Source organism: Acuticoccus kandeliae (genome assembly GCF_003073115.1).
Genome location: NZ_QBBV01000003.1, coordinates 200,446 through 220,524 on the forward strand (window position 1 = coordinate 200,446; position 20,079 = coordinate 220,524).

The 20,079-nt window shown below is 69.5% G+C and carries 14 protein-coding genes; 5 read left to right on the forward strand and 9 right to left on the reverse strand.

The features are described 5' to 3' along the window. Positions 1–61: 61 nt before the first annotated feature. The 7 genes from DBV35_RS20170 to DBV35_RS20200 form a co-directional block, all read right to left on the reverse strand. A complete protein-coding gene (locus tag DBV35_RS20170) occupies positions 62–1,306 on the reverse strand; it encodes an MFS transporter (RefSeq protein WP_157961872.1) in 1,245 nt (414 codons plus the stop codon). Between the two features lies 1 nt (position 1,307). Beyond that, positions 1,308–2,600: a TRAP transporter large permease gene (locus DBV35_RS20175; RefSeq protein WP_108662186.1), complete on the reverse strand. Its 1,293-nt coding sequence runs from the start codon at positions 2,598–2,600 to the stop codon at positions 1,308–1,310. 3 nt (positions 2,601–2,603) lie between these two features. Beyond that, positions 2,604–3,116, reverse strand: coding sequence for a TRAP transporter small permease (locus DBV35_RS20180; RefSeq protein WP_108662187.1), 513 nt, complete (start codon positions 3,114–3,116; stop codon positions 2,604–2,606). Positions 3,117–3,191: 75 nt separating this feature from the next. After that, positions 3,192–4,235: a TRAP transporter substrate-binding protein DctP gene (gene dctP, locus DBV35_RS20185; RefSeq protein WP_108662188.1), complete on the reverse strand. Its 1,044-nt coding sequence runs from the start codon at positions 4,233–4,235 to the stop codon at positions 3,192–3,194. A gap of 47 nt (positions 4,236–4,282) precedes the next feature. After that, positions 4,283–5,965 carry a hydantoinase B/oxoprolinase family protein gene (locus DBV35_RS20190; protein WP_108662189.1) on the reverse strand — a complete coding sequence of 561 codons (1,683 nt, stop codon included), beginning with the start codon at positions 5,963–5,965 and terminating at the stop codon, positions 4,283–4,285. Then, the gene (locus DBV35_RS20195; RefSeq protein ID WP_170134998.1) at positions 5,962–8,010 is read right to left on the reverse strand and encodes a hydantoinase/oxoprolinase family protein; all 2,049 of its coding nucleotides are present in this window, start codon (positions 8,008–8,010) and stop codon (positions 5,962–5,964) included. The genes DBV35_RS20190 and DBV35_RS20195 overlap by 4 nt, the downstream gene beginning before the upstream one ends. Before the next feature lie 15 nt (positions 8,011–8,025). Next, on the reverse strand, positions 8,026–9,222 hold the full coding sequence (locus DBV35_RS20200; RefSeq protein WP_157961874.1) for an NAD(P)/FAD-dependent oxidoreductase: 1,197 nt from the start codon (positions 9,220–9,222) through the stop codon (positions 8,026–8,028). A gap of 234 nt (positions 9,223–9,456) precedes the next feature. Here DBV35_RS20200 and DBV35_RS20205 point away from each other — a divergent pair, with 234 nt between their 5' ends. Then, complete coding sequence (locus DBV35_RS20205) at positions 9,457–10,044, forward strand: cupin domain-containing protein (protein ID WP_170134999.1); 588 nt, start codon at positions 9,457–9,459, stop codon at positions 10,042–10,044. Positions 10,045–10,152: 108 nt separating this feature from the next. Here DBV35_RS20205 and DBV35_RS20210 read toward each other — a convergent pair whose 3' ends face one another. Continuing rightward, positions 10,153–10,623, reverse strand: coding sequence for a DUF992 domain-containing protein (locus DBV35_RS20210; protein ID WP_108662193.1), 471 nt, complete (start codon positions 10,621–10,623; stop codon positions 10,153–10,155). Positions 10,624–11,294: 671 nt separating this feature from the next. Here DBV35_RS20210 and DBV35_RS31155 point away from each other — a divergent pair. Continuing rightward, positions 11,295–14,900 (forward strand): cadherin domain-containing protein, encoded by a 3,606-nt coding sequence (locus DBV35_RS31155; RefSeq protein ID WP_108662194.1) that lies wholly within the window; start codon positions 11,295–11,297, stop codon positions 14,898–14,900. On the opposite strand, the gene DBV35_RS20220 is transcribed toward DBV35_RS31155, so the two are convergent. Next, positions 14,897–15,802 (reverse strand): LysR substrate-binding domain-containing protein, encoded by a 906-nt coding sequence (locus tag DBV35_RS20220; protein WP_108662195.1) that lies wholly within the window; start codon positions 15,800–15,802, stop codon positions 14,897–14,899. The genes DBV35_RS31155 and DBV35_RS20220 overlap by 4 nt on opposite strands. Before the next feature lie 164 nt (positions 15,803–15,966). On the opposite strand from DBV35_RS20220, the gene phnA reads away from it, so the two are divergent. From phnA to DBV35_RS20235, 3 genes are read left to right on the forward strand one after another with little or no spacing between them, the layout of a single operon-like run. Then, positions 15,967–17,238, forward strand: coding sequence for a phosphonoacetate hydrolase (gene phnA, locus DBV35_RS20225; RefSeq protein ID WP_108662196.1), 1,272 nt, complete (start codon positions 15,967–15,969; stop codon positions 17,236–17,238). A 2-nt stretch (positions 17,239–17,240) separates the two neighbouring features. Continuing rightward, complete coding sequence (locus tag DBV35_RS20230) at positions 17,241–18,527, forward strand: alkaline phosphatase family protein (protein WP_108662197.1); 1,287 nt, start codon at positions 17,241–17,243, stop codon at positions 18,525–18,527. Continuing rightward, the gene (locus tag DBV35_RS20235) at positions 18,524–20,074 is read left to right on the forward strand and encodes an ABC transporter substrate-binding protein (RefSeq protein ID WP_108662198.1); all 1,551 of its coding nucleotides are present in this window, start codon (positions 18,524–18,526) and stop codon (positions 20,072–20,074) included. Before DBV35_RS20230 ends, DBV35_RS20235 begins: the two co-directional genes overlap by 4 nt. Positions 20,075–20,079: the final 5 nt, after the last annotated feature.

The following is a 20,079-nucleotide window of genomic DNA, read 5'->3' on the forward strand; positions in this document are numbered from 1 at the left end:
CGCGGACGCTCCGGCCCGCTTCCGGGCCGTTCTACGCGCCCGCGGCGGCTTCGAGAAGGCGTCAGGCGCGCCGCCGGCCGCCGAGGAGGGCCCAGGCGAAGGCGATCGCCTGGAGCGCCAGGAGCGTCGCCATCCCGATCCGGTAGGCCTCGGGGGAGACGCGCATCGCGCCGTCCTGGTGGAGGCCGAAATAGAGGCCGAGCCCGTACTGGACGGCGAACGTGGTGAGGATCGTCACCGTGTTCATGCAGCTGTTGGAGCGTCCGACATAGGCGATCGAGACGTTCCGCGCGACGAGCGCGTAGGAGAGGGTGATCGCGTTGTAGGTGAGGGCGAAGAGGAGCCAGAGCGGCACCGACCACGCCCCTTGCGCGAAGAGGAGCCCCGCCTGCGCGATGAGGAAGAGCGCCGCGCTCCCGAGCACGACGTGGCGCAGGTGCAGCCCGAAGCGCTCGGCGAGGAAGCCCGCCGCGCCGCCGAGCACGGAGCCGAGTGTGAGGGCGACGGCCATCGCCGTCAGCGTCACCGCGACGATGGACTGGCTGTAGCCCGCGACATCGCGCAGCCACGCGGAGGCCCACAGCCCCTGCATCGCGGTCCCCGTCGCGAAGGAGAGGGCGGTTAGGGGGAGGTAGCGCGCGAAGAGCGGGTTGCGCACGACGGTGCCGAGGCCCGCCGTGCTCGCGCGCAGGTTCAGCGCGCCGCGCACCGGCGGGTCGGGCGTCTTCCAGCCGATCGCGATGCCGAGGACGAGCGTCATGCCGCCGATGATGGCGAACATCGAGCGCCAGTCCATGAAGCCGAGGGCGAAGTTCACCGGGGCGGTGGCGGCGAGGGTGCCGAGCCCACCGGCGGCGAGATAGAGCCCGTTCGCGAGCGGGATGCGCTCGGCCGGGAGCCACAGGGCGGCGACGTGATAGGCCGACATCAGGCAGCCGCCGAGCCCGATGCCGATGAGCGCGCGGGCGATCGACAGCGTCGCCGTCCCCTCGCCGATCGCGAAGAGGCCGACGCCCGCCGCCGCGACGACGAGGAGGATCGCCTGCACCCGGCGCGGACCGTAGGCGTCGAGGCCGAGCCCGATCGGGACCTGGAAGAGGCCGAGCCCCAGGAAGTAGCTCGCGGTCAGGAGCCCGAGATCGGACGGGCCGAGCCCGAGGTCGCGCTCCAGCACCGGGGTGAGGATCGCGTTGACCGAGCGGAAGAAGAGCGAGAGGAAGTAGGCCGCGCCGAAGAGGACGAGCACCAGGGCGAGGTGCCGGCCCGTCAGGCTGGAGCGGGTCTCCCCGTGGGGTTGGTCGGACACGTCAATAGAGGGCGTTCGGCAGGAAGAGCGCGATCTGCGGCGCGACGGTCAGGATCGCCACTCCGAGGAGGAGCAGGAGCCAGAAGGGCAGCGACGCGTAGGCCGCCTGAAGCAGCGTGACGCGGTTCCCGGTGATGCCGGAGAGGACGTAGAGGTTCATCCCGACCGGCGGGGTGAGCATCCCGATCTCGATCAGGATGGTGATGATCACGCCGAGCCAGACCGGGTCGTAGCCGACGCCCGTCATGACGGGGAAGACGATCGGCAGCGTCATCAGCATGAGCGAGATGCCGTCGAAGAAGCAGCCGAGCACGAGATAGAAGATGCTGACCGCGACGAGCACCGCGAGCGGCGACAGGTTCATCGATTCGATCCAGCTCAGCACCTGGAGCGGCAGGCCGAGGATCGAGATCGACTGGGCGAGGATCAGCGCGCCCATCATCACGACGCCGATCGAGACGAAGACCTGCACCGAATCGACGAACGCCTTCCACAGCGTGCGCAGCGTGAGCTCGCCCCAGAGGAAGCCGAGGATGATCGACGCGCCGACGCCGAGGCCGGCCGCCTCCGTGGGGGTCGCGAGGCCGAGATAGATCGTGCCGAGGACGGCGAAGATCAGGAAGCCGATCGGCCAGACCGGCAGCAAATGGAGGAGCGCGCGGCCGACGCTCCAGGGCGTCTCGCCGCTCTCCGGCACCACGCCGGGGCGCTTGGAGAGGACGAGGCCGATGAAGCACATCATCATGAAGGCGAGCATGATCCCCGGCAGGAGGCCGGCGAGGAAGAGCTGGCCGATGGAGACCTGCTGCGTCGCCCCGTAGATGAGGAGGGAGAGGCTCGGCGGGATGAGGAGGCCGAGCGTGCCGCCCGCCGCGAGCGTGCCGACGACGGCGCTCGGCTTGTAGCCCCGCTTCTCGAGCTCGGGATAGGCGACGGAGCCGACGGCGGCGGCGGTGGAGGTGCTCGCCCCCGACACCGCGCCGAAGAGGGCGCTGACGGCGATGTTGGTGTGGAGGAGCTTGCCCGGCACGCGCGAGAAGATCGGCGAGATCGCGGTGTAGAGGCGGCCGCTGACGCCGCTGACGAGCATGATCTCGCCCATGAAGATGAAGAGCGGCACGGCGCTCAGCGTGAAGTCGGTGAAGACGTTCCACACCGCGGTGACGCCGAGATCGGCCGCGTTGCCGACGGCGAAGTGCAGGATCGCGAGGCCCGTGAGGGCGAGACCGAGCCCGATCGGCAGGCCCGTGATCGCGGTGACGACGAAACCGGCGCCGAGAATCCACCAGACCATGGTCTATTCCGCTCCCGTGTGGGCGTGCTCGGCCGCGCCCTGCGCCTGGCCGGGTTCGATGATGCGGAGCGCCGCCGCGATGCCGGAGAGGAGGCACGAGGCCGGCAGAACCGCCGTCCAGGGCCACAGGATCAGGCGGCTGCCGGCGCTGCGCGCGTCGAGCGCCACGGTCGTCTGGAGATATTCGAGGGTGAGCTGGCCGAACCAGATGCAGAAGAGGAGCACGAGGGCGTACGCGATCCGGTCGATCCAGCGCCGTCCCTGGCCCTTCAGGAGGTCGGGCACGATCGTCACGCAGATGTGGGTGCGGCGCATCGTGCAGACCGGCAGGCCGATGAAGATCATCGCGGTGAAGAGGAGGCCGACGAGCTCTTCGGTGAAGGGGAAGGGGGCACCGACGAGGTAGCGCATGATCGAGGCGAGCATGACGAAGGCCGCCATCAGGATCGCGAGGATCGCCGCCACTCCGGCGAAGATCCCGGCCGCGCGATCGGCCCACCGCAAGACTCCGTCCATAGCTTCCGCGCTTCCTCCGGGCTGGTGTGATGAATGGGACCGGCGGCGGACGGGGCCCGCCGCCGGATCGCGACCTTACTCGATCGCGCCGCTGATGGTCTCGTAGTTCGCCTTGGCCGACTCGCCGCCGCCTTCGGCCAGCGCCTTCCAGGTCTCACGCGCCGCCTCGACGAAGGCGGCCTGATCGGCCTCGGGGAACGGGTCGAGCAGCGTGCCGCCATCGGCCTTGAACACCTCGAGCGCCTTCTCGTCGTTGACGCCGCTGAGATAGGACTCGAAGGAGGCCGCCTCCGCCTTCGCCGCCGCGTCGCGCACGACCTGCTGCGCCTCGGGCGGCAGCGCGTCGAACGCGGTCTTGGAGGCGATCAGGTTCAGCGGGTGGAGGACGTAGGGGAAGAGGTAGCTCGCATACGGCGCCACTTCCTGGAGCGACACGGTGATCGCGAGGCCGATCGGGTAGACCGCGCAGTCGACGACGCCGGTCTGCATCGCGACATAGAGGTCGTTCTGGCCGATGATCTGGGCCGACACGCCGAGCTTCTTGAACACGTCGACGTGGAACTGCTCCCACACGCGCAGCTTCTTGCCGCGCAGCTCCTCGAGCGTGTTCACCGGCTCCTTGCACATGATGTGGGTGTCGCGCACCGCGTGACCGATGAAGCCGAGGAGCTCGATGCCCGCCGCGTCATAGGTCTTCTCGTAGATGGTGCGCAGCTCCGGGAGGATCTCCTGGAGCGTCTCCGGCTGCGCGATGACGCCCGGCGGGAGCGTGAAGGCGTATTCCGGTTGGTCGCGGGTCAGGTAGCCCGGATAGAGGCCGGCCGCCTGGATGATGTTGCCGCGCGGAAGGAAGCGGAGCATGTCGGCGTCTTTCACGCCGAGGCTGCCGCTCGGGAAGAGGGTGATCTCGAGCTGGTCGCCGGCCTCGGCGTTCACCGTGTCGACGAAGCTCTGATAGGCCTGCGCCTCGGGCCGCGCGGGCACCCAGACGATGTGCATCTTCCAGTTCGTGTCGGCGGCCGCGGCGGGGGTGGTGTCCGCCATCGTCGCGAACGCCGCGGTCCCGGCCACGACGACCGTCGCCAGTGCGCCGGTCAGGGCTTTGTTGTGCCGTCTCATCTCCGCTCCTTCCTGGTTATGGTCCGTTGGATGGGGCGACGTCCGGCTCAGCCGTCCGTCAGCCCGTACTCTTCACGCGCGGCCTCGGGGGAGACCTTGCCGTTGGCGACGTCCTCGCGGACGGCCTCGCGTGTACGCTCGGAGGGGGCGCCGAAGCCGCCGCCGCCCGCTGTCTCGATCACCACCCGGTCGCCGGGGAAGAGGCGGGTGACGAGCTTGGACTGGACCACCTCGTCCTCGCCGCTGGCGCGGTGGATGACGGTCTTCGCCATCGTGCCGGCCGCGCCGCCCTCGGCGCCGGACGGGGGGCAGAAATGGCGCTCGCCGCGGTGGGTGAAGATGACCTCGCCCTCCAGCACCTCATATTCGCGGAAGATGCCGAGGCCGCCGCGCTGGCGCCCGGCCCCGCCCGAATCGCGGCGCAGGCGCGTCGCGTTGATGCGGATCGGCGCGTCGCGCTCGAACGCCTCGACGGGAAGGTTCATGCAGTTCGTGGCGTCGGTCTCGATGACGTCGACGCCATCGCTCTCCGGCCCCGCGCCGCTGCCGCCCGCGATCAGCTCGCCGACGACATAGCGCCGGCCGCCGGGCCGTGCGCCGCCGAACATGAGGGCGAGCATCTCGCCAGCGGCGTCGGCGCCGATCACCTCCGGCCGCACCTCGCGCAGCGCGCCGAGGATCGCCCCGGTCGCCCGCTTGATCGTGGCGGTGCGCGAATTCACCGGCGCCGGCTCGATCGGGTTGAGGATGCTGCCCTCGGGGAGGGTAAGATCGACGACGCGGAAGCAGCCGCCATTCGTCGGGATGTGCGCGCCTGTGATGGTGCGCAGCGCATAGTAGGCCGCGGCCTGCGAGCCGGACGGGACGACGTTGAACGGCCCGCGCACCTGCGCGTTCGAGCCGGTGAAGTCGCAGGCGAAGGTGCCGTCCTTGATCGTCACGGCGACCTCGATGCGGATCCGCTTGTCGAGCTCGATGCCGTCATTGTCGTTGAAGTCGACATAGCGGTAGGTGCCCTCGGGCAGCGCGAGGAGCGCCTCGCGGGTCATCTGCTCGGAGCGGTCGAGGAGGTCGGCGAAGATCGCCTTCGTCATGTTGCCGCCATAGGTCTTCGCGACCTGGGCGACGCGCTGCGCGCCGACGGTGCAGGCCGAGACCTGGGCGTGGATGTCGCCCATGAACACGTCGGGGATGCGGCTGTTGAGGCGCATGATCTTGACGAGCGTCTCGTCGAAATCGTTCGGCCCGTCGCGGAATTTCAGCGGCGGGAGGCGCAGCCCCTCCTGATAGATCTCGGTCGCGTTGGTCGGGATCGAGCCCGGCGACATGCCGCCGACGTCCTGGTGATGGGTCATCGTCGCGGCGAAGGCGATGGGCCGCCCGTCGGCGAAGATCGGCATCACCAGCGCGATGTCCGGAAGGTGGGTGCCCCCGAGATAGGGGTCGTTCATCAGGTAGATGTCGCCCTCCTTCATCGAGGAGAGCGGGAACTCGGACGCGATGCGGCGCACCACCGGGATCATCGTCGCGAGGTGGATCGGGATCGCGACGGCCTGGGCGAGCGACTCGCCCTCGATGGTGAAGAGGCTCGCCGAGGCGTCGAGCCCTTCGCGCACGATCGGGGAGAAGGACGAGCGCAGGAGCGTCGATTCCATCTCGTTGGCGATCCCGTCGAGCTTGTTGCGCACCACCTCGACGGTGATGGGGTCGAGCTTCATGTCCTGGGTCATTTCGCCTGTGCTCCGTCGCGCACGAGAAGGATGGTGCCGCTGTCGAGGACTTCGATGTTCCAGCCGGGCGGGACGAGCGTTGTCGTGTCCGCCTGTTCCAGGATCGCCGGGCCGGGCAGTGCGTTCCCCGGCACGAGGCGCTCGCGGTCGTAGATGGTCGCCTTCACGCGGCCCTCGTGGCCGGCGACGATGATATCGCGCGTGCCCTTCGCGGCGTCGCCCGCGACGGCGGCGCCCGTGCTCTCGACGACCATCTCGCCGCCGGCGCGGTGGATCGACCGCACGTTCACGATCGAGGTCGGGGCCTCGGTGGCGTGGCCGAAGACGCGGCGGTGCGCGTCCTGGAAGCCGTTGTGGAGCTGCTCGCTCACGCTGGCATCGACGGTGAACGGCACCTCGAGATAGTGCGATTGGCCGACATAGCAGACGTCGGCGAAATACTGGATCTCGACGTCGGCGGGCGCAACGCCCTCCTTGTCCATCAGGGCGGCGCAGCGGGCGTCGAGGCTGGTCAGCGCCTCGCCGAGCTCGCCGAGATCGAGCGCCTTCACCTCGCGGTTGAAGGCGACCGACATCTCGTGCTCCGTCACGGCCGAGAGGAGGCCGGTCGCGGAGAGGACGCCCGGATGGCGCGCCACGATGATGCGGCTGATGCCGAGTTCGGCCGCGAGCGCGGCGGCGTGGATGCCGCCCGCCCCGCCGAGCGGCAGGAGCGCGAACTCGCGCGGGTCGTAGCCCTGGCGGATGGAGACGAGGCGGATGCCCTCGGTCATCTGCGTGTTGACGACGCGATGGATGCCGAGCGCGGCCTCCTCGACCGAGAGGCCGAGCGGCTTCGCCACCTTCTCTTCGACCGCCTTGAAGGCGAGCTCGGGCTGGAGCTTCAGCGTGCCGCCGGCGAAATAGTCCGGGTCGAGATAGCCGAGGACGATGGAGGCGTCGGTGACCGTCGCCTCTTCGCCGCCGCGCGCGTAGCAGGCGGGGCCGGGCTCGGAGCCCGCAGAGTGCGGTCCGACACGCAGGCCCCCGGCCGGGTCGATCCAGGCGATGGAGCCGCCGCCCGAGCCGATCGCGTTCACGTCGACCATCGGCACGCGGATATTGTAGCCCGCGACGTAACCCTCGGGGCGGATCAGCGGCTTGCCGGCGCGGATGAGGGCGATGTCGGAGCTGGTGCCGCCGATATCGACGCTGATGAGATCGTCGATCCCGGCCGCGCTGCCGACCATCTGCGCGCCCACGACGCCGGCCGCGGGGCCGGAGAGGAAGAGCCGGACCGGGCGCTGGCGCACGATCTCGCTGGAGGCGATGCCGCCGCGCGACTGCATGATCTGGAGCGGGCAGGGGACGCCCGCGGTCTCGAGGCCCGCCTCGAGGTTGGCGAGATACTTGTCGATGACCGGCTTGATGTAGGCGTCGAACGTCGTGACGACGGTGCGCTCATACTCGCGGAAGGCCGGGTCGACCTCGCAGGAGAGGGAGAGGGCGATGTCCGGATAGGCCTCGCGGATGATCGCCGCCGCGCGCTGCTCGTGATCGGGGTTCACGAAGGAGAAGAGGAAGCAGATCGCGATCCCCTCGACGCCGGCCGCCACCAGCGCATCCGCCGCCTTGCGCACCGACGCCTCGTCGAGGGGCCGCACGACCGTCCCGTCATGGCCGATGCGCTCGATGATCTCGTGGCGCAGGGCGCCCGGCGCGAGATAGCCCGGAACCTCCGGCTCCAGCACCGCCGCGTACATCGTTTGCCGCATCTGGCGCCCGATCTCGAGGATGTCCTTGAAGCCGTCGGTGGTGAGAAGGCCGGTCTTCGGCCCCTTGCGCTCCAACACCGCGTTCGTCGCGACCGTGGTGCCGTGGACGAAGCGGGCGATGTCGGCGGGCGAGATGCCCGCGTTCTCCTTGAGGTCCGCCACCGCCGTCAGCACGGCGCGGCTCGGATCGGCGCGCGTGGTCGCCACTTTCATGACCCGAAGCGGCTCGTTCGGCGCCCGGCACACGACATCCGTGAAGGTGCCGCCGATATCAACGCCAATCTCGATCATACTCGGCATGTGTTCCTATCGTTCGAAGCGGTCGCGAAACTGGTAGTATTTCGCCATGATGCGCATCCCGGTGCGGCGGAACTGGTGGAAGGGCACGGGCGCGAAGCCCTCCCCTCCCATCGGGTCCGACGGAACCGGCTCGCCGAGGGCCATCCGCGCGAGGCGGCGGCCCATGAGGCTCGTGAGGGCGACGCCGCGCCCGCCGAAGCCGACGGCGTAGAAGAGGTTGTCCGCGAGGGACCCGACGTGCGGAAAGCCGTCGAGGGAGACCGCCACGAAGCCCGACCAGCGGTCCTGGATCTCGATCCCCGCGAGGTGCGGGAAGGTCGTGGCGAGGTGGCCTTCGACGGTGCGGTAGGCGGACGGATCGTCCCGCCGCCCGGTGATGTCGCCGCGCCCGCCGAAGAGGAGCTGCCCGGTCGGCAGCATCCGGTAGTAGTTCACGAGGCGGCGCGTGTCGGTGACCGGCAGCATGCCGGGCAGCGTTTTTGTCCTCTCATTCAAATTGAGAGGGCGCGTGGTCACAACCGAAGAGGACACCGGGATGATGCGCCGGTGCAGCGTTCCCGTCGCGCCGAGCGGGCTGGAATAGGCGTTCGTCGCGATCACCACGGTGCGCGCGCGGATGCGGCCGCGCGGCGTCGTCGCCACCCAGCGCGCGCCCTCGCGGGCGATCCCGGTGACCGGCGTGTCCACGAAGATCGGTACGCCGCGATCGGCGAGCGCGCCGGCGAGGCCGCGCACATAATTGTAGGGATGGAGGCAGCCGCCCCGCCCGTCGACATAGGCGCCGAAATAGACGGACGTGCCGAGAAGGGCGCGCGTCTCCTCGGCATCCAGCGCACGGGCGCCATCGTCTCCGGCCTTTGCCTTGAGGAACGCGACGTCGGCCTGAAGCCCTTCGAACGCCGAGGCGCTGTGGGCGGGCGTGACGTGGCCGTTGCGTTGGTAGCCGCACTCGATGCCGAAGGCCGCGACCGTCTCGGCGACGCTGTCGGTCGCCTCCACCACCTGGCGCAGAAGATGCACGGCCATCTCGTCGCCGAACGTCTGCGCGAGGGTGGAGAAATTGTACTTGTAGCGCGGCACCGCGAAGCCGCCGGAGCGGCCGCTGGCGCCCCAGCCGACATCGTTCCCCTCAACGACGAGGCAGTCGGCGCCACGGGCCAGCAGATCGCGCGCGGTGGACAATCCGGTGAAACCCGCGCCCACGATCAGAGTGTCGGTGTCTCGATCCCCGTCGAGGCGCGGAAACGCCCGGTGCGCTGCGGCGGTGGCTCGCCAAGCCGAGTTGGGATGAGGTGAGGTGGACACGCAACCAGGGTCTCGATTTGAATGACAGTACAAGCCTAAGCGTCGATTTTTTGACTTTCAATCAAAAAATTCTTGTCAGGACGGCCTCGAGTTGCGACATCGAGAAAGAGCCATTGCCGATGGATGGGATTGATGACGGCCAACGGACGCAGACCGGACGAAGCGGTGGGGCGGAGCGTACGCTTCTATCGCAAGCGTCAGGGGCTGAACCTGGAGCAGGCCGCCGAACTGACCGGATTGTCCGTCAGCATGATCAGCAAGATCGAGCGGGGGCTGACCTCTCCCTCCGTCCGATCGCTCTATGCGCTGAGCAACGCGTTCAACATCCCCGTCGGCACGCTCTTCTCCGAGCAGCAGGATGAAGAGGCGGCGGAGGCCGAGGCCGGCCTCGTCGTGCGCAGGGCCGCCCGCCGCAAGCTCGATTTCGGCGAGAAGCGCCTCGTCAAGGAATTGCTGACGCCCCAGCCGATCGGCAGCCTCGAGCTCTTGATGATCGTGCTCGCCCCCGGCGGGTCGACCGGCGACGACGTCTTCTCGCATGACGGGGAGGAGGGCGGTGTCGTCCTCAGCGGGGCGCTGGAGCTCTGGGTCGACGATATCCGGCTGCTTCTGCATCCGGGCGACAGCTTCACCTTCCAGAGCCAGCGCCAGCACCGTTTCCGCAACGCCTCGGAAGAGGAGACGCGCGTCCTCTGGATCAACACGCCGCCGATCTACTGAGCGCGGTCGCCACCGCAGGCTCACACCCATGAAAAAACCCCGCCGTCGGAGGGACGGCGGGGCGTTGTTCGAGCCGGTCGGGCGGTGCGCCGCCCGGACGGGTTGGGCTCAGCGCGACTCGAGGCGCATCTCGGCGACGCCGGCGGCGATGTCGGCGCCGACCTGGCCCTGCACGGAGAGCGGCTGGAGGCTGATCGAGCGGTCGAACCCGCCGACGAGGACGTTGGCGCCGACGCCGACGCCCGCGGTCACGCCGGCCGCGACGCCGTAGTAGCCGCCCGCGAGCGCGCCGGGCGCGACGGAGGAGCTCGGCGCGAGCACGCCCCAGACGAGCTCACCCTCCTGGGTCTCGCCGATATCGAGGCCGAGCTTGGTGATCGTGCCGTCATAGATCTCGGTCGTCCCATTGAGGTTGCTGAAGGTGCACTCCAGCGACTTGCGGGACCCGATGATGAGGCCGAGGCCGCCGCTGATCTTGCAGCGCAGTTCGCCGGCCTTCACGCCGCCCTCGGCAAAGGCGCTCGGCGCCGCGGCGAGGGTGCCGATCGCGAGGGTCGCGGCCATCAGTGTGCGAAGCATAGTCGTCGTCCTGATCTTAGCCCGGAGGGCATGAATGTTTGCGCCGAGCATGTCGCCGATTCGCCTGGCGCGGTGAATCCTTACGGCACCGCGGGTGTGCTGACCATGGAGAACTGCGCACCATAGCTCCATGATCAGACCCCGTTCGGCGCGCCGCCGCGACGATCCCGTCCGCGGCCGCGCCGGGCCGGGCCACCGCCGGAACCAAGTCCCGTGGCGACCCGATCGCCGACTGGAATATGGGTAAGACCGGCGGCAGATACAGGCCCGCGGCCGCGCAAAAATGTGCGCCGGCGAGATGGATTCGCAAACCCTCCACCGCCGCCTTGAAGGCGACGCCTCCGCCGTGCGCGAGGTGACGGCGCGCGTCTCCTCGGCGACCGACGATGGCCCATTATATTGTTCTCATTCAAATCTACGGAGCCGGTTTCAATTTGTTTCGAATGAAATCTCTCACTGTATTCATTTAAATCAAAATATAATTGAAAGATGTGTCGGTATTAAATTTATCATCTGCGCCAATATTGCAAGAATATATTGACTCGACAGCTTTGTGATGGCTCCTGACGGAGTTGCAACACGCATGAATTCGCTGGGCGTCGGCGCGATGCCTTGGTCTTCCGCACCGGAGGGCGGCCGGATTCGTGTCAGGCAGCGCAGCGGAACTCACAATGATCACGATCGACGCCTCAACCGCCTCCTCGATGAACTTCGAGGCGTTCCTCGCCGGCGGCTTCCTCGCGGGGACCACCTCCGGCGGCTTCCCGGTCTTCGACAATGGCGCCGCCTTCGCCGGCGAGGAGATGATGATCGCCTACGGGACGAGCGCGTCCTCGCCCTACGTCCTCGCCCACGGCCAGCTCGAATATTATTTCGACACCCACACCGTCTGGGGCGAGATCAACACGATCGAGTTCGGCACGCGCGGCAGCGGCACGTTCGACGGGAACGGCTATTTCACCGGCGGCGACGTCGACCTGCGCATCACCGGGCTGACCCTCGCCAACGCGCAGGGGCCCGAGGCGGAGGTGGAGGCCAACGGCCCGGTCCACAATTTCGCGATCGCGTACATGTACGGCTCCAGCGGCGACCCCGCGCGCCTCAGCGGCTTCCTCACCGACCTCGACAACGCGCCGCAGACCTATATCGGCTCCCCCGGCGTGGACGTTTTCGCCGCGACCGGTTTCGCCGACAGCATCGGCGGCGGGGCGGGCAACGACACGCTGACCGGCGAGGGCGGCAACGACACGATCGATGGCGGGGCCGGGACCGACACGGCCGTCTTCTCCGGCACTCGCGCCCAGTACACTGTCAGCCTCAACAATGACGGGTCGGTCTCGGTGACCGACAGCGTCTCGGGACGCGACGGGGCCGACCGGCTCACCAATATCGAGCGCCTCGCCTTCTCGGACGGGACGGTGGATGCGCCGCAGGAGGTCGCGAACGGCGCGCCGACGAGCCTCGTCCTCACCGGAACGACCGTCGCGGAGAACGCGGCCGAAGGCACCGTCGTCGGCACCCTTTCGGCGACCGACCCGGACGGGGATGCGCTCACCTATTCGCTCGTCAGCGATGCGGGCGGCCGGTTTGCGATCGTCGGCAACACGCTGCTCGTCGCGGGGCCCATCGACTATGAGAGCGCGACGCGCCATTCCGTGACGGTCGACGTCACCGACACGGCCGGCAATTCGCGCCGCGAGACCTTCGTCATCGCCGTCACCGACGTCGCGGAGGACCCGGACAACACCGCGCCCGCGAACCTCACCCTCTCCGCATCCACCGTCGCGGAGAACGCTGCGCCGGGCACGGTTGTTGGCCTCCTGTCCGCGACCGATGCCGATGGCGATGCGCTCACTTACACGCTCGTCGGCGATGGCGGCCCGTTCCGCATCGTCGGCAACGAGCTGCGCGTCTCGGGCGCGCTCGACCATGAGAGCGATGCCACGCACAGCGTGACGGTGCGCGTCTCGGACGGGGCGGGCCACAATGTGGACAAGGCCTTCACCATCGCGGTCGGCGACGTGGACGAGGCGCCCGGCGCGCCTTCCCTCTCCGCGACCACCGTGCTCGAGAGCGCCGCGCCCGGCACCGTCGTCGGCACGCTGTCGGCGACCGATCCCGAGGGCGGGGCGCTGACCTACAGCCTCGCCGAGGATGCGGGCGGGCTCTTCCGCCTCGCGACCCGCGCGGGCGGCGAGACCGTCCTCGTCGTCAACGGCGCGCTCGATTTCGAGACCGCCGCCACGCACCAGATCGCGGTCGAGGTGCGCGACGCGGGCGGCAACGTCGCTTCCCGCAATTTTGCGATCTCCGTTTCGGATGTGCCGGAAGCCGATGGCGGCATGATCACCATCGACGCGAGCAACGCCGGCTCGATGGACTTCGAGGCCTTCATCGGCGGCGAATTCCTCGCCGGCACGGGCGACTCCAGCGGCTTCCCGGTGTTCGACAATAGCGGCAATTTCGCGGGTGAGGAGATGATGGTCGCCTTCGGCGAGGCGGCGGATTCGCCCTACGTCACCGCGCACGGCGATCTCGGCTACTTCTTCGGCACCCACACCGTCTACGGCGAGATCAACACGATCGAGTACGGCACGCGCGGTGACGGCGCCTTCGACGCAGACGGCTACTTCGTCGGCGGCGACGTGATCCTCAAGATCACCGGGCTGGACCTCGCCAACGCGCGCGAGCCCGAGGCGGAGGTGGAGGCCAACGGGCCGGTCCACAATTTCGCGGTCTCGCACATGTACGGGGCCGAGGGGGACGCCGCGCGCCTCCAGCAATTCCTCGACGATCTCGACGCCTCGGCGCAGCACTATCTCGGCTCGGCCGGAACGGACGTGTTCGAGGGGTCGGGCCAGGCCGACCTCATCGAGGGCGGCGCGGGCGATGACAGCCTCTCCGGCATCGGCGGGAACGACACCATCGATGGCGGGGAGGGGACCGACACGGCCCGCTTCACCGGCACGGAGGACGAGTACACCATCGACCGTCGCGCCGACGGCTCCATCGTCGTCACCGACAGCGTCGCCGGGCGCGACGGGACGGACACGCTCCTCAATGTCGAGATCCTCGCCTTCGCGGACGGTTCGTCCGAGGAGCCGGAGGAGGAGAATGCCGCCCCCACCGACCTCACGCTCTCGCGCCGCACGGTGTCGGAGGCAGCCGGGATCGGCACGGTCGTCGGCATCCTCGCCGCGACGGACGCGGACGGCGACGCGCTCACCTATGCGCTGGTCGACAATCCGGGCGGCCTCTTCACCATCGTCGGCGACGAATTGCGCGTCGCCGCCTCGCTGGAGAGGGTGGGCACGGTCGCGCTGACCCTCTCCGCGACCGACCCCGATGGCGCGGCGACGACCCTCGACGTCTCGATCCGCGTGCGCGGAGACGACACCTCGCCCGGCGGGTCCGAAACGCCGACCAATGGCGACGATGTCCTCGCCGGGTCGGCGGGGGCCGAGAAGATCGACGGCCTCGCCGGTGACGACAGCATCGCGGGGCGGGGCGGCGACGATCTCCTCGTCGGCGGGGACGGCGCGGACACGCTCGGCGGCGGGCCGGGCGACGACCGCCTCCTCGGCAATGACGGGGACGACGCGATCTATGGCGGCGACGGGAACGACCTCATCGCCGGGCATGCCGGGGACGATGTCCTCTCCGGCGGCGCGGGCGAGGACACGATCCATGGCGGCGAGGGCGATGACCGCATCCTCGGCCGTGGCGGGGACGATGCGCTCGGCGGCGGCGCGGGCGACGATCTCCTGCGCGGTGACGCGGGGGCCGACACGCTCGCCGGTCACGCCGGGGAGGACATTCTCGTCGGCGGCGAGGGCGCGGACAGCCTTCTCGGCGGGGCGGACGACGACGCTCTCTTTGGCGGCGGCGACGCCGACTCGCTCGATGGCGGGAACGGGAACGACATGCTGCGCGGCGAGGCCGGGGATGACTGGCTCGCCGGCGGGCACGGGGACGACACGCTGCGCGGCGGCGAGGGGGCCGATGTCCTCGATGGCGGGGTCGGCGACGACATCCTCATCGGCGGCGAGGACGCGGACCGCTTCGTCTTCGGTGCGGGCAGCGGCGATGACAGCGTGCTCGACTACGCGGCGGGCGTCGACGTGATCGACCTCACTGCGCTCGGGCTCGACGATTTCGCCGCGCTGGACCTCGCGGAGAATGGGCACGGCGACACCGTCCTCACCCTGGAGGACGGGACCGTCACGCTGCGCGGCGTCGCGCTTGCCGATCTCGGCGCGGCGGACTTCCTGCTCTAGACGGCTGCGGCGGCGAACTCCGGGGCGGCGGCCGCCGCCTCGGCCCATTGGCGGACCATCGCGGCGGAGAGCGCCTCGGACGCCGCGCGGTTCGGCCCGTCCGGCGCGACGCCGATGCTGTAGAGCGCGCCGGGGACGCGCAGGTGCGGCCACGGCTCCACCAGCGCCCCCTGGCAGAGCTGCGGGCCGAGCAGCGCGACGGGGGCGACGATCGCCCCGAGCCCGGCGAGCGCGGCCTCCATCGCCACATAGAAATGCGGATAGATCTTCGGCGGCCGGGCGGGACGGCCGCCGAACGCCTTGTTGCACCAGGCGGTGAGCTCGCCGGTGCGCGTCGCCGCGTCGACGAAGGGAAGCTGACGCGGGTCCCCGGCGCCGGCGAGCGCGGGCGGGACGAGGAGGCCCAGCGCCTCCCGGAAGAGCGGGCGCGGTGAGAGGCGCGCGGGCAGCGGCTCGGCCCGGCGCACGATGAGATCATAGTCGAGCGCGTCCCAATCCTCGGTCGTGTGCGTCGGGCGCACGCGGATGCCGACCTCGCGGCCGCGCAGCTCCAGCGTCGGCAGGCGCGGGATGAGCCAGCGCATCGCGAAGGTCGCGGGGGCGACCACGGTCAGCACCGGCTGGTTCTCCGTCGCCATCACCTCGTCGAGCGCCCGCTCGATCCCGTCGAGCGCCGCGCCGACGGCGGCCGCGAGCCGCTCGCCCGAGGCGTTCGCGATCATCCCGCGCCGCCGCTCGCGGAACATCGGGAGCCCGATCCAGTCCTCAAGATGCGCGAGCTGCTTGCTCACCGCGCCGTGTGTGACGGACAAATCCTCCGCTGCGGCGGATACGCTGCCTGTGCGGATGACGCTTTCAAGTGCAATCAAAGATTTGATCGGTGGAAGTCGTCGTTTTGTCATGTGAATTCATCTCACAACGCGCGAATTTAATTCAATTGCATCAGCCATCCGGATCGGATTACTCAGCACGCATCGCGAAAGCGTGACGTGTTCTCTATAAGAACCCTTATACATCAAACACATGGCGGTTTGATAACGGTGGGGGTTCGCCCGCTGGAGCCCTGATGGACCTCTCCCTCGACGGCGCGCGGACGCAGGCCATTCCCGCCTGCACCGTCAACGGCCGCACCTATTCCGCCCCGCGCCGCCCGACGGCCGTCATCTGCTATGACGGGTGCGACCCGGCCTATGTGGCCGCCGCCCGCGCCGCCGGTGTCGTCCCCCATCTCGTGCGGATGATGGACGAGGGGTTCGCCGCCACCGCCCTCGCGGCGATGCCGACCTTCACCAACCCGAACAATGTGTCGATCGTCTGCGGCGCACCGCCGAGCGTCCACGGCATCTCGGGCAACTATTATTTCGACGCCGCCACCGGGCGCGAGATCATGATGCTGGACGCTGAGGGGATGCGCACCGGCACGATCCTCGCCGGCCTTTCGGGGATCGGCGTGCGCGTCGCGGCGGTCACCGCGAAGGACAAGCTCCTCAAGGCGCTCGCCAAGGATCTCGACGGCATCGCCTTCTCCGCCGAGCGGGCCGACGCGGCGACGCAGGAGGGCAACGGCATCGAGGACGCGACGCGCCTCGTCGGCCGCCCGACCCCCGCCCCCTATCATCCGGATCTCTCCCTCTTCGTGCTCGATGCCGGGGTGAAGCTCGTGACCGAGGGCAAGGTGGATGTCGCCTACCTCTCCCTGTCCGACCTCATCCAGCACGCCCACGCCCCCGGCACCGCGGAGGCCAACGCTTTCATGAAGGCCGTCGACGACCGCGTCGGCGCGCTCCTCGCGGCGGGCGCGACGGTCGGCATCGTCGCCGATCACGGCATGAACGACATGGCCGACGATGCGGGCGCGGCCCGCGTCGCCTACCTCGCGGACACGATCGACGCGGCCTTCGGTGCGGGGCGGGTGCGGGTGATCTGCCCGATCACCGATCCGTTCGTGCGCCACCACGGCGCGCTCGGCGGCTTCGTGCGCGTCCACGTCACCGACCCGGCCCTCCCCGTCGCCGATGTGCTCGGGACGGTCGCCGGCACCGAGGGCGTCGGCGAGGCGATGACCGGCGCGGACGCCGCCGCCCGCTTCGACCTGCCGCCGGAGCGGGAGGGGGATGTCGTCGCGATCGCCGCGCCCGGCTTCGCGCTCGGCGCCCATCGGGCCGACCACGACCTCTCCGCCCTCGCCGGGACGCGGCTCCGCTCCCATGGCGGACTCGCAGAGCAGGCGGTGCCGTTCATCCTCTCCCACCCGCTGAACGAGGCCTACCGCGCCAAGGCGTCCGGCCCGCTGCGCAACTACGACATCTTCGATTTCGCGCTGAACGGGGTGATCTGACCATGACGCGCGCGATCGTCCTCATCCTCGACGGGCTGCGCCGGGACCTCGTCTCGGCGAAGACGACGCCGAACCTTGCCGCCTTCGCCGGCCGCGCCACGCGCTACACGGCGCACCGCTCGGTCTTCCCGTCGGCGACGCGCGTCGTCTCCGCCGCCTTCGCGACCGGCTGCCAGCCCGGCCGCAACGGCCTCTCGGGCAACACGGTGGCGCTGAAGAAGAACGGCCATCTGACACTCCAGGACGTCGGCAAGCCGGACTTCTTCGACGTGAAGCGCGCCCTCACCGGCGCGACGCTCCACCGCCCGACGATGGCCGAGCGGCTCGCCGATCGGGGCGGCGTCGTCGTCTTCAACAACGTTTCGCCGGGCGCGGCCTATGCGCATGACCCGGACGGGTTCGGCACGGTCTATCACCGGGCCGGCTCGCGCGGGCCGGGCCTTCTGCCGGTCGCCAAGCCGCTCGACATCGCAATCGGCATCGAGGGCGACCGCGCGATGGCGAAGCGCTTCATCGCCGAGGCGGTGAAGGGCGACCCGGCGCTCGCCGTGCTGTGGCTCTCCGAGCCCGACACGACGCAGCACGCCGTCCCCCTCGGCAGCCCCGACCATCTCGCCGTGCTCGCCGAAGCCGACAAGATCGCCGGCAAGGTCATCGCGGCGGTCGACGCGCTCGACGAGGACGTCCTCTTCATCGTCGGCTCCGACCACGGCCACCAGACGGTCAGCGTCGTCGTCGACATCGACGCCTTCCTCATCTCCGAGGGGCTGAAGACGGCCGGGAGCGACGAGGTGGTCGTCGCCGCCAACGGGACGGGCGCGCTCGTCTATGTGGACGAGGCGATCCCCGATCCGCGCCGCGCCGAGCGCATCGCCGATATCGAGCGCGCGCTCGCCGTCGTGCCCTGGACGGGGAAGGTCCTCGCCGGGGACCGCCTCGCCGAGGTCGGCCACGCTCCGCGCGACGGCCTCGCCATCGCGGTCGCAATGGCGGCCAGCGACGCACCCAACGCCTACGGCATTCGCGGCCTCAGCGCCGCCGCGCGGCCGGCCGCCGGCAAGGCGGACCGCCTCGGCTGCGGCCAGCATGGCGGGCTCGGCGCCTACGAGCAGTCACCCGTCCTCATGATCCGCGGGCGCGGCTTCGATGCCGGCGCCGAGCAGCACGAGGCGACGTCCGTCGTCGACCTCGCCCCCACCATTCTCACCCATCTGCGCGTCCCCTTCGAGGGCCTCGATGGGCGGGATCTTCACGCCACAGTGGAACATCACGGAGACCACCGGCCATGACGAAGTCCTTCGTCCGTCTCGATCGCCGCCAACTGATGATCGGAACCGCCGCGGCAGCGCTCTTCGCCGCGACCCCGCTCGCCGTGGCGCAGACCGTCGAGCCCATCAAGGGCGGCACGCTGCGCTACGCGACGCTCGGCCTCGACACCGCCGACCCGCACCGCCACACCGGCTCGATCGCCGTCCAGCAGCTCTATGTCGAGGCGCTCACCTCGATCGGCCCGGACGGCGGCGTCGAGCCCTTCCTCGCCGAAGGCTGGGACGTGTCGGAAGACGGCAAGATCTACACCTTCACGCTGCGTGAGGGCGTCACCTTCCACAATGGCGACCCACTGACCGCCGACGCCGTCGTCGCCAACATCGAGCGCGTGAAGAACAACGTCACGGGTGGCTGGCTCGCCTCCGCGATGAAGCTCGTCGAGAATGTCGAGGCGCCGGACGCGCGCACGATCATCCTCACCATGTCCGAGCCCTACGCCCCGCTCGTGAACCTGATGTCGGAGCTGTGGATCCTGTCGCCGGCCTCCGACGGCTGGGACGCGACGATCACCACCCCGATCGGCACCGGCCCGTTCAAGTTCGGCGAGTGGCGGCCGCAGGTCAGCCTGACCGCCCCGGCCTTCGAGGCCTACTGGCGCGCCGACATGCCCTACCTCGCCGCCGTCGAGGTGAACCTGCGCGAGGACATCGACAAGGGGAACGCGCTGCGCGCCGGCGACCTCGACATCGTCAATGTCGACCGTGACGTCGCCCGCCGCCTGTCGAGCGACCCGGCCATCCGCACGACGACGCTGAAGGACTCGACCTGGTATTTCGCCGCATTCAACAACCGCAATCCGCGCGCGCCGTTCGACAATCCGAAGGTCCGCGAGGCGATCGAGTACGCGATCGATAAGAACGCCTTCATGAACTACATCGCGCCGCAGACGGGCGTGGTGACGAACCAGATGGTCATGCCCGGCCACGTCTATTTCGACGAGGCGATCCACGAGGCGGACGCCTTCAAGGCAGCCGACATCGACAAGGCGAAGGCGCTTCTCGCCGAGGCCGGCGTCCACCCCTCCACCATCGAGATCGACCTCGTCTCCTGGCAGGACAACTACCCGCAGGTCGTCGTCCAGATGCTGCGCCAGCTCGGCTTCACCGTGAACCACTCCGCGCTCGACGATCTCGGCGCGCAGAACCGCCTCGGCCAGTATGATTGGGACATGGCGGTGATGGCCTCCGGCCCGCGCGCCGACATCTTCCTGCGCTATGTGCGCCTGATGAGCGACGGTCCGAACCCGGTCCTGTGGGGCGGCATCCAGGATGCCGAGCTCGACCGCCTCATCAAGGCCGCCGTCGCCGAGCCCGACGACGCAGAGCGCAAGGCGCTCTACACCGAGGCCTACCAGCGCGTCCTCGACAACCACTATTTCATGGTCCTCGGCCATGCGCCGAACGCCATCGCCATGCGCGAGGCCGTGAAGGGCTACGAGCCGGGCTTCACCTGGTCGCCGAACTGGGCCACCGGCGGGATCGCGCAGACCTTCCTCGCCGAGGACTGAGAGCC